Below are 13,080 nucleotides of genomic sequence, written 5' to 3' on the forward strand. Positions count from 1 at the left end.
TTCTAAAAAAGAATCTTGTCCTTAAGGGCTCCGCATTGTTTTTCAATTTCTTGCTCAAAGAATTCCTGCAGTCTTTTGGTGACAGGACCAGGCAAACCATCCCTTACACGCTTCCCGTCCACTTCAATAATCGGCATTACCTCTGCCGTCGTACTTGAAAGGAACACTTCCTCAGCATTAATAAGTTCATCAAGTGTAAATGTTCGTTCTTCAACTACAATGTTATTTCTTTCGCAGACTTGCAAAATTACATCTTTTGTAATTCCTTTTAAAATTAAGTTATCCGACTGATGAGTGATTACCTTGCCATTTTTAATTATATAGATATTTGATGAACTTCCTTCGGTCACATCTCCGCTGCGATGTTGAATTGCCTCAAAGCATTCCACTTCGGCAGCTTTTTGTTTTGCTAATAAATTGCCAAGCAAATTCAAACTTTTTATATCACAGCGCAGCCAGCGTATATCATCTGTAACGATTGTTCTTACGCCTATCTTCAAACTCTCTAAAGGCCTAGATACTTCCTTCGTATAAGCTACAAGACTTGGCCTCACATTTTCTGTTGGAAAGGCGTGATTGCGAGGGGCGACTCCTCTCGAAATTTGCATATAAATCGTTCCTAATTGAAGGTTATTTTTTTCAATCAATTCTTCCAGCAAATTTGTTAATTGATCCATCGTATATGGGAGTTTGATTCCGATACTATCTAAACTTTTCACTAAACGATTTAAATGTTCGGTTACTGTGAACATTTTTCCGTTGTAGACACGGATCACCTCGTACACTCCATCCCCAAATTGATAGCCACGGTCTTCTACATCCACCTTTGCCTCTTTTCGCTCAATTATTTTTCCATCCAAGATTGCAAATTTCATTCTCCCATTTCCCCTCTATTTTTTATTTATTCAGTACTAAAATAACCATATCATTATTCTAAATCTATTATCAATTTAGCTTTGATTTTTTATTATGAAAAATCAAGAATAATAATTTAACTAAAAATTCAAATAATTTGTCATAATCCATACATTATAGCCCATAACCTATAGTAAGAGTACTGCAAGGGAGGGCGAATAACCGAACAATTTTTGTTAATTTTTGAAGATTATTTTGTAAAATAAAGTATATTGGTGGAAATTTTCAGATTTTGTGGGTACAATAAGGATAGATGGACAACATCTACGTATCCACAGTAATTATCCATAAAAAGGAGTTGTCTGCGCGGAAAAGAAAACTACATATTATTGAAGAGGAATCTTCAAACAGGCTGTCGGTAGAGGGATTAAGCCATAGGTTTGAAAAAAGGATAGGGAGTGGTTCTTTGAAACCTTCGACTAACCGGATGTTAAACCGCATCAAATGTATCTACATGTTTATTCGCAATAATGGAACTGTCACAACGCAGGAACTTGTAGAGGAATTTGGTATCACTCCTCGCACCATACAACGAGATTTAAATGTCTTAGCCTATAATGACTTGGTAATAAGTCCAAGCCGCGGAAAATGGACGACTACACAAAAGAGAGTTAAAATGTCTTCTTAACACGAAAAGTAACTTAACATGATAGCATAAAAAAGCACACGAGATTCTCTCGGTGCTTTTTGTTTGTCTATTGATCAGGCTGGCCATGTACATAATTAGTGATTTTATTATATTCTTGTTCACTTAAGATGCCGAGCTTTCTAAAAACATATGAATACATGAAAATTCTCCGCTGCAATCGAGGGGTTAAGAACATATGAATCATCCTCCTAATTTACTTTATTTATATTCGCCACTTCAAACAAAGTTTCCTTTAACCAAAAAAAATTCTTTTGGTTAATTTTTTAACCTGTGACAAAGTTCTAAATGAATCACTTATCTGCTCAGTCTATGACTCCATTTGACAGTTTTTAATAGTATGCTAATATATTATTATAAAAAAATACTTTAGCGCTTAAAAGCGTCTAAGTAAAAAAGAATAGTGGGAGAAGATATGAAAAAAAATCATCAGAACTTACAAAAAGGATTATTACCAAGGCATGTCCAGTTTATTGCTTTGGCTGGTATGATTGGGACGGGGATATTCAAAGGCAGTTCCGATACATTAGCCATTGCTGGACCTAGTGTTGTAGTTGCCTATTTAATCGGCGGTCTATTACTATTTATCATAATGGCTGCCCTAGGGGAAATGACGCTTGCTTTTCCAAATTTAAATGTACAGCACTTAGTAAACAAAGCATTTGGATTCCAAGTTTCTTATATCGTGGGATGGCTGTACTGGATTAATTGGACTCTTGTAACTGTTGTTGAATTATTAGCAGCGGGAAGTTTTCTACAATTTTGGTTTCCTACGATACCTTTATGGCTGTTAAGTTTCCTTTGTGCAGTTGTAATCGTAGGAATCAATTTAACTCAAGTAAAATACTATGGGGAGTTTGAATTTTGGTTTGCAGGAATTAAAATCATTGCACTAGTGGCCTTTATTATCTTAGGCTTTTCACTCCTCTTTGGTATCATTCCTAGCTCGGTTCAGGATCCACTCTCAAACTATACAGCACATGGCGGATTCTTCCCGCACGGAATAGGCGGAACGTTCAGTGCTTTTTTAGTCGTCATGTTTTCTTATGGTGGTGCGGAATTAATCGGGGTTGCTGTTACCGAAACAAAAGATGCCGGGCGAGTAATGCCTAAAATTATTAAAGGCGCGGTATGGCGTGTAATTATTTTTTATATCTTACCAATTATTATTATTTGCGGACTCATGCCTTGGGATAAAGTTACTGGTGCAGACAGTCCCTTCGTTCAAGTTTTTAGCGCAACCGGGTTACCTGGAGCTGCACATATTATGAACTTTGTCCTTTTAACAGCTGTACTATCTGCTGCAAATTCAGGAATTTATGCGACTTCAAGAACACTATTTTCAATGGCACAAAGTGGTGTTGCACCTAAAATGTTAGCAAAACTCTCTGCAAAGGGAATCCCATTAACAGGTATCATGCTAACAAGTGTATGCATACTAGCAGGTGTCTATTTAGCCTATTTAACACCTAGTCAGGTAATCGGCTATCTCATGACTATTCCAGGATTTACAGTAATGGTACTCTGGATAAGTATTTGTGCTGCACAATTAAAACTAAGACCACTTTACAGGAATAAACCGGCTTTCAAAGTAAATTGGTTCCCCTATACGACGATTTTTGCGATTTTATCTTTAAGTATTATCTTTATTGGATTTGTGTTTAATGAAAATAATATTATTGGTACAGCGGTAAGCTTAGCGACAATTGGCTTGCTGATCATTCTCTCCTTTCTTGTTAGAAAAAATGGGCAGAATAAAATTCCCGTTTAATAGATACAGAAAAGGCCAGCAATTTTTATTTGCTAGCCTTTTCCTGTTTCACACAGTTATCTTCGAAAAGTATTCGATCACATATTGACGAAATTGTTGACTTGCCTCAGATAAATAACGCCTCTTTGACCAGCCCAACCCAATGGTTCGTTTGCATTTGGGTTCAATAATTCTCAGTTTATTTGGAAAGGGGTTCAAACGATGAATCCAAGAAATTTCGGGAATGAAAGCAATCCCTAATCCTTGTTTAACCAAATCCCCTATTACCCCCGGTTCATCCCCTTCAAAAGCAATATTTGGAACAAATCCTGCCTGTCGACAAAATTCATCTGTTAGATTTCTAAACCCGAAACCTGAATTCATACCGATAAAAGGCTCGTTCTTTACTTCCTGGAGAAATATTTGCTCTTTCCACGCAAGCTTGTGTTCCGGGGGAACAATTAAGTAAATCTCTTCTGTCATTAGAGGTTCCCAGACAATATCTTCCCCTTCAATTGGTACGGATGATATACAAAAGTCTATCTCAGCCTTTTCAAGTTGGCTTTTCATGGAGGAAGTTGACTCTAGGACTTGTTGAAATTTCACATCGGGATAATACTTTAAAAAAGAACTTAATAACTCAGGAAGGACTCTTGGAATACTAACAGCTAAAGTAATTTGCGTTTGCCCCTGATGAGCCCTTTCCACAAGTTCTCTTTTCCCTTCATTTAATTCTAAAAATATCCTATTAACTCGATCTAAAAACAGCATTCCGTAGTCGTTTAGCCGAAGCTGACGATTTTTTCGATCAAATAAAGGAACCCCCAAATCATCCTCTAGTCTGGCTATGGTTTTACTTAAGGAGGGTTGGGCAATTTGAAGTTCTTCTGCTGCTTTGGTCATATGCTCAAGTCTGGCAACGGTCTGAAAGTATTTTAATTGTAAAAGCTCCATGGATTACGCCCCCTTCAATAGCTTAAAAGCTACTAATTGATAACTAATTATATATTATACAATATATAAAAAATTATTTATCATAGTGTTTATGTTCAAAATTCACATTTAAAGGGGTAACTATGAAGGGTATTAATTTGATATTTAGAGATTTAAAGATGATGTGGCATCATAAACATGGAAGGATTGCCTTAGTGTTTCTATTGATCGTTCCGTTAATATATTCCGGTTTCTTTCTTGCGGGCTATTGGAATCCCTATGGACGGTTAGATCAACTACCTGTCGCTGTTGTTAATCTAGATCAAGGATCGAAGATGGATAACAAGTCGATTGATGCAGGTAAAGAATTTGTCAAAAACTTAAAAGAAAACAAGGATCTCGATTTCTCTTTCCTCTCTGAAAAGACCGCAAATCAAGGGTTAAAAGACGGGAAATTTTATATGGTGCTGACAATTCCAAAAGATTTTTCACAAAAAGTCAGTACATTAATGGATGAGCATCCAGAACAGGCAAAACTGAAGTATAAAATAAATCCAGGGAAAAACTTCGTTGCTTCACAAATTAGTACTACTGCAACGGAAAAAATGAGAGCAAAAATAGCAGCGAGCATTACAAAATCCTACGCAGATGGTGTATTTTCAAATTTTGTTGAATTAGCAGACGGGTTACGTGCTGCCGGTGACGGGGCGTCAAAAATTAATCAAGGTACAATCCATGTCAAAACGGGAATGGTTCAGCTTTCAGATGGTGTCCACCGCTTAAATGATGGTGCAGAAAAACTAGAGGATGGAAGTCAACTGCTTTCAAAAGGTCAACAAAAATTAACTCAGGGGCTTGATGGCTTAAAAGAGGGCTCACAATCACTTTCAACTGGCATGGAAAAGCTTTCTGACGGTCACGCAAATTTAGAAACTGGGATGGAACAATTAACGGAAGGTATGCAATCTCTAGCTCAGAGTGGTGAAAAGTTATCCCAAGGGCAAGCAAGGATGAAAAACACGACAGATGATTTAACGAAAGCCGTGGAGCAATTTTTGCAAAATCACCCTGAGATGAGAAATGATCCGACCTTCCAACGAATTACTGCCATGTCAACTGGTCTATCAAAAGCAGCTGATTCATTGAGCAGTGGTCAAGCCCAACTTGCGCAAGGTGCAAAGCAATTAGTTCAAGGACAAGCAAAAGTCCAAGATGGAATGAAGCAGTTTGGTAATAAAATGGAGGATGCTTCGAAAGGGGCAAAAAAATTGTCTGAGGGAACTGTACAATTTTCCAATGGTTTCTCTCAATGGAAAAATGGTTTTGCTTCATTAAACGATGGAATATTTTCTTTAGCAAATGGCGGAAGTAAACTGGACAACGGCACCAATCAGTTAGTAGATGGTTTAGATCAATTGACAGTTGGTTCAGATGAGTTAGCCACTAAATTAAATGATGCAGCGAACCAAACGTCGAGTATCCATAATAATGATCAAATAACTTCCATGTTTTCAGAACCGGTTAAATTAGTAGAATCAGATTTATCTGAGGTTCCGAATTATGGTACGGGAATTACACCCTATTTTCTGTCCTTGGCATTTTATGTAGGGGGAATTATGGCTGCGAACATCCTTCCATTAGGACGCAGACAAGACTTAATGGTTAATGGAACGCAGCATTTTATAAATAAACTCGGGTTGAAGTACTTGATTGCATTAATTCAGGTCTTATTTGTAGATTTGGTCGTACTTTTTGGATTTAAAGTACATGTGGCAAGTATTCCAATGTTTATTTTATCAAGCGTCATTGTATCCCTAACCTTCATGACGTTCATCCTTATGTTAGTGACCGTGTTTGGAGTTGCAGGGAAATTTATGGCTGTCACACTGTTAGTTTTACAATTAGCAACATGTGGCGGAACATTCCCAGGTGAATTGAGTAACCCTGCCCTTAGCAAAATCGGCAGCATTTTACCAATGGCTCATTCATTACGGAGCTTCCAAGAGGTGATCTCGCTAGGAGATTGGGCAAGGCTTCAACAGCAAATACTAATCTTACTTTTATATCTAGTAATAGCTGGAGGAATTGGATGGGTGACAAGTCACCTTCAACATTCCAAACCTTCTGTGGAGGCTTCTCATTAGGGACTAAAAAAGTGATACCAAACATTACATGGGTATCACTTTTTTTATGCTATTTGTCCTCAGGCTTTTCCTTCGCTGGATGAAGATGTTCGACTTCGGTTACATCTGTCTCGACAAATAGCCTAAGTGCCGACAATTTATTTTCCCAAAATAGTTCAAAATATTGGAGCCAATCTTTTAATTCAAATAAAGGTTCCGGCTCAAGTTTGTACCTTGTTTCCCTGCCTGCTTTCCGTTCATTAACCAGCCCCGCCTCCGCTAATACACGGAGATGCTTTGAGACAGCAGTACGGCTTATCGGGAAATGCTCACTTATTGCCGTTACAGGCATCTCTTCTTTGCTAAGTAGTTTTAACAGCTTTCTTCTTGTTGGATCAGCGATGGCTTGAAAGACATCATGCTTTGCCGAGGAAGCTGCCATTTATGCCTCAACATATCCCTGTAATTTTTTCACAAGACCTGCCCAGCCCTGATTCATATGTTCACGGATTGGAGTATGCGGTTGACCAAATTCAGTGACTTTATTCGCATCCCAACCTCCATGAATTAATGTTAACTCCGTTTTATCATCTAGTTCTTTTAGTTCGAATGTGAGTGTCCAATCTTTCCCCCAATTAAAAGATAGACGGTTTGGAGGATCAACATGTGTTACCTTACATGGCGACATACCAAATTGTGCTGCATTTAAATGAAACTCATGACCTTCAACTGCCTGAAGATCATTCGGCATGAACCAAGCACTTAGACCCTCTGCTGTAGCCACTGCATCCCATACTTTTGCAATCGGAGCATTATAAACTAAGGTATACTTTATATCCTCTAATGTTGCCTGTGACGCGTTACTCAAAATAATTGCCTCCTCGAATTTTGCTGCGATATTTTTAAAATTACGAAACCATTTGGTTTCATATAAAAACTATATAACACCATATGGTTGCACGTCAAGCGGATTTTTTTTTAGGCTTTGCATCTACATGACTTTAAGATCTTGATTTTGACATTGTTTAAGTCACGTAGACCCCTTCTACGTGACCCTATTCTTGATTCTAATTCTGTGTTACTGAACAATATTTTTCCCATAAAAGATTTCATCCATCTCAATCTTTAACCGCTCAGTGATTTCAATATGTTCATCAGGGGTTAAAGTGTCTTTGGTATATCCAAATAAATAATTATTTAAATCGAATTCACGCAGTTTGCATTTCGTGTGAAAAATATGCTCCTGATAAACATTTACGTCAATCATATCGAATAATTCACTAACATCCTCAGGGATATAATTCTGTATGGAATTGATTTCATGATCAATAAAGAGCTTGTGCCCCGATTTATCCCTTGTAAACCCGCGCACGCGGTAATCAATCGTCATAACATCCGTTTCAAACGAGCGAATCAAATAATGAAGCGCCTTTAGCGGTGAAATTTCTCCACATGTGGATACATCAATATCCGCTCTAAATGTACTGATTCCTTCATCCGGGTGAAATTCAGGGTATGTATGAACCGTGATATGGCTTTTGTCTAACTGCATAACTACAGATTCTGGCAATGGGCCTGGTGATTCTTCAAATGATTCATCTGGCGCATTCGCAACCGGTCCTTCAGAAACCAACAGGGTCACACTCGCCCCAGCCGGTTCAAAGTCCTGACTCGCAACATTTAATACATGGGCACCAATGATATCTGAAACATGCTTTAATATTTTTTGGAGCCTGTCCGCACTGTATTGTTCATCAATATACTTTAAATAAGCTTCACGCTCTTCCCTTGTTCTCGTAAAACAGATGTCATACATATTAAAACTTAACGATTTCGTCAAGTTATTAAAGCCGTGTAACTCAATTGCCTGCTCGTGTGTAAGTTTCATGACAGTTCCCCCTTAATATTAAGGTATCCTTTTCAAGTAAATATTATTAAGATACCCAGAGATGAAGCTTGTTACTTATTTAATTGTTTTTTATCTTATTTATAATAATTATAATTTAATATTTACTTTTAACTAATATGTGTTATAATTAATTCAGATAAGAAATTAGGAGGAATGCTAAATGACAATCGAACAAATGATCAACCAACAAATTGCAAACTGGAATGTACTTTATACTAAATTACATCGTTTTCACTGGTATGTGAAAGGTCCTCACTTCTTTACCTTGCACGGAAAATTTGAAGTATTATATGAAGAAGCAGCCGCTACAATTGATGAATTTGCAGAACAATTATTAACAATTGGAGGCCGTCCTGTTTCTACTCTTAAAGAGTATCTTCAACATGCAACAATTGAAGAAACGAACGAAACACTAACAGCCGAGGAAATGGTACAAGCAATCGTCCATGACTTTTCTTTAATCATTGATGAGTTAAAAGTTGGGATGGAAGTCGCCGAGCAAAATAATGACGAAGTCACTAGCGATATGTTTTTAGGCTTAATTGGAAAACTTAAGAAACATAACTGGATGTTACAATCTTTTTTACAAGCTTAATATTGAGGACAAGGCTTATACCTTGTCCTTTTTTCGTGTGGTAAATTGATTTTTTTCCATCCATGAATGACTTTGCTATTATTAACACATGAGGGGAGGAACATAATGAAGATATTCACGATCATGATGATGATCATTTTTTCTATGTAGAAATTCGAGATTCGCTGATGGAATTAGGAAATTCGCTTATTGGACCTTGAAATTCGCTGATTGAATGCAAAAATTCGCTGATTGAACCTTGAAATTCGTCGATTGAATGCAAAAAATTCGCTGATTGAACCTTAAAATTCAACAATAAGAATAAATACTCAAGAAAAAAGCCATACCTGGTACTCTAAAATGAGAAAAAGCAGCTCCAATTAGGCTGCTTTTCATATATAAGGCTATTTTACTTGATAATTTCGGAGTAACTCCACTTCTTCATCCGTTAGTTCTCGATATTCACCTAATTCGAGTGTCTCATCTAGCGGCAACGGGCCCATCGAAATCCGTTGGAGATAGACAACTCTTTTCCCAACGGATTCAAACATTCTTTTGACCTGATGAAATTTCCCTTCCGTGATCGTTAATTCTATGTCGGACCGGATGCCAGATTTTAAAATTTTCAATTCACCTGGCTTGGTTTCATAACCATCATCCAAGATAACGCCATTAGCAAACGCCTCAATATCGTCGTTAGTCACTTCACTATCAATGACCGCAAAATACGTCTTCGGAACATGCTTTTTCGGTGAAAGCAAGCGGTGTGCTAATTGACCATCATTGGTGATTAGCAGCAACCCTTCTGTATCCTTATCCAATCTACCAACGGGAAACGGTTCATAGACTTGGTCCTCGAGTTCTAGTAAATCGATGACTGTTTCGGTAGAACTATCTTCTGTGGCTGATAGCACTCCTTGGGGCTTATTCATCATCAAATATATAAATTCTCTGTATTCGATAATTTCTCCGTTTAGTGTCACGGTTTGGGTGGATGGATCCACATGCTGTTTTGCATCTTTTACAACCACATCATCCACTTTAACCGCACTGCTTTTTAACAGCTGCTTAACTTCTTTTCTGCTTCCATAGCCGAGGTTTGCAAGCATTTTATCAATTCTCAACGCTTCTCTTCCTCCCAGGTAATTTTAATTTGTTCATGATCCGATCAAGTTTATCTCCAAATAAACGGCTGGCAAGTCCTGATTTTAAGCCAAGATAAAAATAAATTCCAGCTCCCACTGCCGCACAAATAACGATCATTATAACAGATTGAATTTTTGATGCCGGAGAAAGAAATAACAATAATAGTTTGTACATTAATTCTGTGCCCACCCACATAAATCCAGCAAAGATGACAATTAACAAGCTTCTTCTCCAAACAAGCCGGAATGGATAACGCGCATATGCCTTAATAACAATCAAATTGATCAGGATGGCAGCAACATATCCAAGTGTTGTTGCCAATACTGCCCCTCTTGTTTCCATCATTTTTATTAGCGGGATATTTAGCGACAGTTTAATTAATAATCCTACAAGTAAACTTAACACCGTAAATCTTTGTTCGTTGATCCCTTGTAATATGGCAGCAGTAACAGAATATAAGGAAAATAGAATGGCCACAGGTGCGTATGCCCTTAATACTTCCGTACCAATTACATCATGCTGATAAAACGCTGTATATACTGGTTCTGCCAATAACGAAAGACCGATCGCTGCAGGTAACGTTAAAAATAACAGGACCTGAAAGGTCTGATTTAACTGTTGGTTTAGGCTTGCTCCTTCCCCTTCAACGAAGGCCCTCGTTATACTTGGGACAAGTGTTAACGAAAATCCCGTTGCCAGAGAAACTGGAATAATGACAATTTTATGGGATTCAAAGTTCAAAATAGAGAAAAAGGATTCTGCAAATTTCGCTTTCCCGATTTCTGCCATTGCCTGACTAAAGGTGAATTGATCAATCGCCTGAAATAAAGGGTTGGCAATCCCCACTAATACGAACGGAAAAGCATAAATAAGAATTTCCTTATAGATATCCTTAAGAGAGATATCAATTGTGCCCTTATCATGTGAAAGAAGTTCGTCTAAATGCGGTTTTCGTTTATACCAATACCAAAATAAAACGAATAAACCGCCAATTGCGCCAATAAAGGCAGCAAATGTCGCCACACTTACGGCTGTTACCATTGTGCCATTAAAAATATGCAAGACGGCGAAGGCCCCTAGAAGGGTAAACGCAATCCTGACAATTTGCTCCACAACTTGCGAAAGTGCAGAGGGGCCCATCGATTGGTGTCCTTGAAAGAATCCTCTAATGAGGCTCATAAATGGGACAACTATCAACGCAAAACTTACAGCTCGCATGACCGTTGTGACATTATCTAAATTTGCCTTTTTATCACCAACACTCATTTCAGCTAACGTTGGTGCCGCAAGATACATCACTAAAAAAGCCATTCCCCCAGTTAACAACATAATGACCAAACCCGATTTAAAAAGCTTCCTGCCAACTGCATATTCCTCAAGAGCATTATACTTTGAAATAAATTTCGATACAGCGAGGGGCACACCAGCTGTTGCAATGCTAATAAAAATCGTATACGGCACATAGGAAAACTGATAAAGTGTAGTCCCTTCCCGACCGACAATTTGAAAGAAAGGTATAACATAAATTAAGCCGATAACCTTTGAAAGTATCGTTCCTAGCGTTAATATAAATGTTCCTCTTAATAGCTTAGACTGCATAAAATCCCTTCCTACCCGAAGAAATACGTGCGCCTTTTCACAAATATGAAAACTACTTTTTTTGCACACTATAGTAGTTTACAACTTCTTGCCCCCGGACGCTACTAACAACCAAGTGAAATTTATGAAAATATAGGCACATTCGTTTTATTTTAATGATAAATGTTTATAATGGAGTGATGGATTAATAAAAAGTTGGTGTATATATGGAATATGATGTAATTGTCATCGGCGGCGGCCCATCAGGGTTAATGGCTGCCATTGCTGCTGGTGAAAAAGGCGCAAAAGTTCTTTTAATAGATAAAGGTGACAAACTAGGCAGAAAACTAGCTATATCTGGCGGCGGACGTTGTAACGTGACCAATCGCCTGCCGATTGAGGAAATTATCAAGCACTTGCCGGGAAACGGAAAATTTTTATATAGTGCCTTTTCTATCTTTAGTAATGAAGATATTATTAAATTCTTTGAGAAATTAGGAATCGCCTTAAAGGAAGAAGATCACGGCCGGATGTTTCCAGTCTCTAATAAAGCACAGTCCGTTGTGGACGCATTACTTAATCAATTAGAAAAACTTAATGTACGAGTCTTTAAAAATAGCCCTGTCCGCGAACTCATTTATGAGGATGAGCGGGTTTCGGCTGTGGTGCTTAAAGACGGACAAACCATATCCGCTCAATCCGTCGTGATTGCTGTCGGGGGAAAGTCTGTCCCTCACACAGGTTCTACAGGTGATGGCTATGCTTGGGCTGAAAAAGCGGGCCATACCATTACTGAACTTTTTCCAACCGAGGTTCCAGTGACCTCAAATGAACCATTTATAAAAAACAAAGTCCTTCAAGGGTTGTCGTTAAGAGATATCGACTTAAGTGTCTTGAACCCAAAAGGGAAGCCCCTCATCTCGCACCGAATGGATATGATTTTTACCCATTTTGGGCTAAGCGGTCCAGCCGTCCTCCGCTGCAGCCAGTTCGTGGTGAAAGCATTGAAAAAGTGGAAGTTAACAGAAGTAACTATGAGCCTTGATGTCTTACCTGATAAGAAAGAAGAAGAAGTTTTTCAAGAAATTCTATCACTTGTAAAAAGTGAGCCTAAGAAAAGCATTAAAAATACGCTCAAAGGGCTCGTCCCTGAACGTTATCTCCTATTTCTATTAGAGCATAACGGGATGGACCCATCTGAACAAGGCAGCACTATTTCAAATGAAAAAATTCGTAGTTTTACAAAAAGCTGCAAGCACTTTCCTATTAAAGTCAATGGCACCCTGCCTCTTGAAAAAGCATTTGTCACGGGCGGTGGTGTGTCAGTTAAAGAAATTGAGCCTCAAACGATGAGCTCGAAACTAATGAATGGCTTATATTTTTGCGGTGAAATCATAGATATCCATGGGTACACCGGGGGTTATAATATTACCTCTGCACTTGTAACTGGAAGATTAGCTGGAACCAATGCGGCCTTATATGCGAAAAATAAAAAGGTCTGACAAA

The 13,080-nt window shown here is 38.1% G+C and carries 13 protein-coding genes; 5 read left to right on the plus strand and 8 right to left on the minus strand.

Features of this window, described 5'->3' with window-relative positions; all coding sequences use genetic code 11:
• Nucleotides 1-2: 2 nt before the first annotated feature.
• Entirely contained in the window at nucleotides 3-875 is an 873-nt protein-coding gene (dat, locus tag FS608_RS24505) for a D-amino-acid transaminase (RefSeq protein ID WP_144555181.1), read from the minus strand.
• A gap of 446 nt (nucleotides 876-1,321) precedes the next feature.
• On the opposite strand from dat, the gene FS608_RS24510 reads away from it, so the two are divergent.
• Entirely contained in the window at nucleotides 1,322-1,543 is a 222-nt protein-coding gene (locus FS608_RS24510) for a DeoR family transcriptional regulator (protein WP_081825309.1), read from the plus strand.
• 67 nt (nucleotides 1,544-1,610) lie between these two features.
• On the opposite strand, the gene FS608_RS31475 is transcribed toward FS608_RS24510, so the two are convergent.
• Nucleotides 1,611-1,739, minus strand: coding sequence for a hypothetical protein (locus tag FS608_RS31475; RefSeq protein WP_260871808.1), 129 nt, complete (start codon nucleotides 1,737-1,739; stop codon nucleotides 1,611-1,613).
• A 237-nt stretch (nucleotides 1,740-1,976) separates the two neighbouring features.
• Here FS608_RS31475 and FS608_RS24515 point away from each other — a divergent pair, with 237 nt between their 5' ends.
• Nucleotides 1,977-3,332 (plus strand): amino acid permease, encoded by a 1,356-nt coding sequence (locus FS608_RS24515; protein ID WP_144555183.1) that lies wholly within the window; start codon nucleotides 1,977-1,979, stop codon nucleotides 3,330-3,332.
• 48 nt (nucleotides 3,333-3,380) lie between these two features.
• Here the strand turns inward: FS608_RS24515 and FS608_RS24520 are convergent, their stop codons facing one another.
• Nucleotides 3,381-4,265 carry a LysR family transcriptional regulator gene (locus FS608_RS24520; protein WP_144555186.1) on the minus strand — a complete coding sequence of 295 codons (885 nt, stop codon included), beginning with the start codon at nucleotides 4,263-4,265 and terminating at the stop codon, nucleotides 3,381-3,383.
• A 122-nt stretch (nucleotides 4,266-4,387) separates the two neighbouring features.
• On the opposite strand from FS608_RS24520, the gene FS608_RS24525 reads away from it, so the two are divergent.
• Complete coding sequence (locus tag FS608_RS24525) at nucleotides 4,388-6,388, plus strand: YhgE/Pip domain-containing protein (RefSeq protein ID WP_144555188.1); 2,001 nt, start codon at nucleotides 4,388-4,390, stop codon at nucleotides 6,386-6,388.
• Nucleotides 6,389-6,437: 49 nt separating this feature from the next.
• On the opposite strand, the gene FS608_RS24530 is transcribed toward FS608_RS24525, so the two are convergent.
• The 3 genes from FS608_RS24530 to speD all read right to left on the minus strand — a co-directional run bounded on the left by FS608_RS24530 (nucleotide 6,438) and on the right by speD (nucleotide 8,255).
• A complete protein-coding gene (locus tag FS608_RS24530) occupies nucleotides 6,438-6,809 on the minus strand; it encodes an ArsR/SmtB family transcription factor (RefSeq protein WP_144555190.1) in 372 nt (123 codons plus the stop codon).
• Nucleotides 6,810-7,235, minus strand: a complete 426-nt coding sequence (locus tag FS608_RS24535; protein ID WP_144555192.1) for an SRPBCC family protein — start codon at nucleotides 7,233-7,235, stop codon at nucleotides 6,810-6,812.
• Nucleotides 7,236-7,445: 210 nt separating this feature from the next.
• Nucleotides 7,446-8,255: an adenosylmethionine decarboxylase gene (speD, locus tag FS608_RS24540; protein WP_144555194.1), complete on the minus strand. Its 810-nt coding sequence runs from the start codon at nucleotides 8,253-8,255 to the stop codon at nucleotides 7,446-7,448.
• A 181-nt stretch (nucleotides 8,256-8,436) separates the two neighbouring features.
• Here speD and FS608_RS24545 point away from each other — a divergent pair, with 181 nt between their 5' ends.
• Nucleotides 8,437-8,871 (plus strand): Dps family protein, encoded by a 435-nt coding sequence (locus FS608_RS24545; RefSeq protein ID WP_144555196.1) that lies wholly within the window; start codon nucleotides 8,437-8,439, stop codon nucleotides 8,869-8,871.
• 383 nt (nucleotides 8,872-9,254) lie between these two features.
• Here the strand turns inward: FS608_RS24545 and FS608_RS24550 are convergent, their stop codons facing one another.
• Both FS608_RS24550 and FS608_RS24555 read right to left on the minus strand, forming a co-directional pair.
• Nucleotides 9,255-9,974, minus strand: a complete 720-nt coding sequence (locus tag FS608_RS24550) for a 16S rRNA pseudouridine(516) synthase (protein ID WP_144555198.1) — start codon at nucleotides 9,972-9,974, stop codon at nucleotides 9,255-9,257.
• Nucleotides 9,964-11,595, minus strand: a complete 1,632-nt coding sequence (locus tag FS608_RS24555; protein WP_144555200.1) for a putative polysaccharide biosynthesis protein — start codon at nucleotides 11,593-11,595, stop codon at nucleotides 9,964-9,966. Before FS608_RS24555 ends, FS608_RS24550 begins: the two co-directional genes overlap by 11 nt.
• Before the next feature lie 206 nt (nucleotides 11,596-11,801).
• Here FS608_RS24555 and FS608_RS24560 point away from each other — a divergent pair, with 206 nt between their 5' ends.
• On the plus strand, nucleotides 11,802-13,076 hold the full coding sequence (locus FS608_RS24560) for a BaiN/RdsA family NAD(P)/FAD-dependent oxidoreductase (RefSeq protein WP_144555201.1): 1,275 nt from the start codon (nucleotides 11,802-11,804) through the stop codon (nucleotides 13,074-13,076).
• Nucleotides 13,077-13,080: the final 4 nt, after the last annotated feature.

Source organism: Bacillus sp. X1(2014), assembly GCF_007678255.1.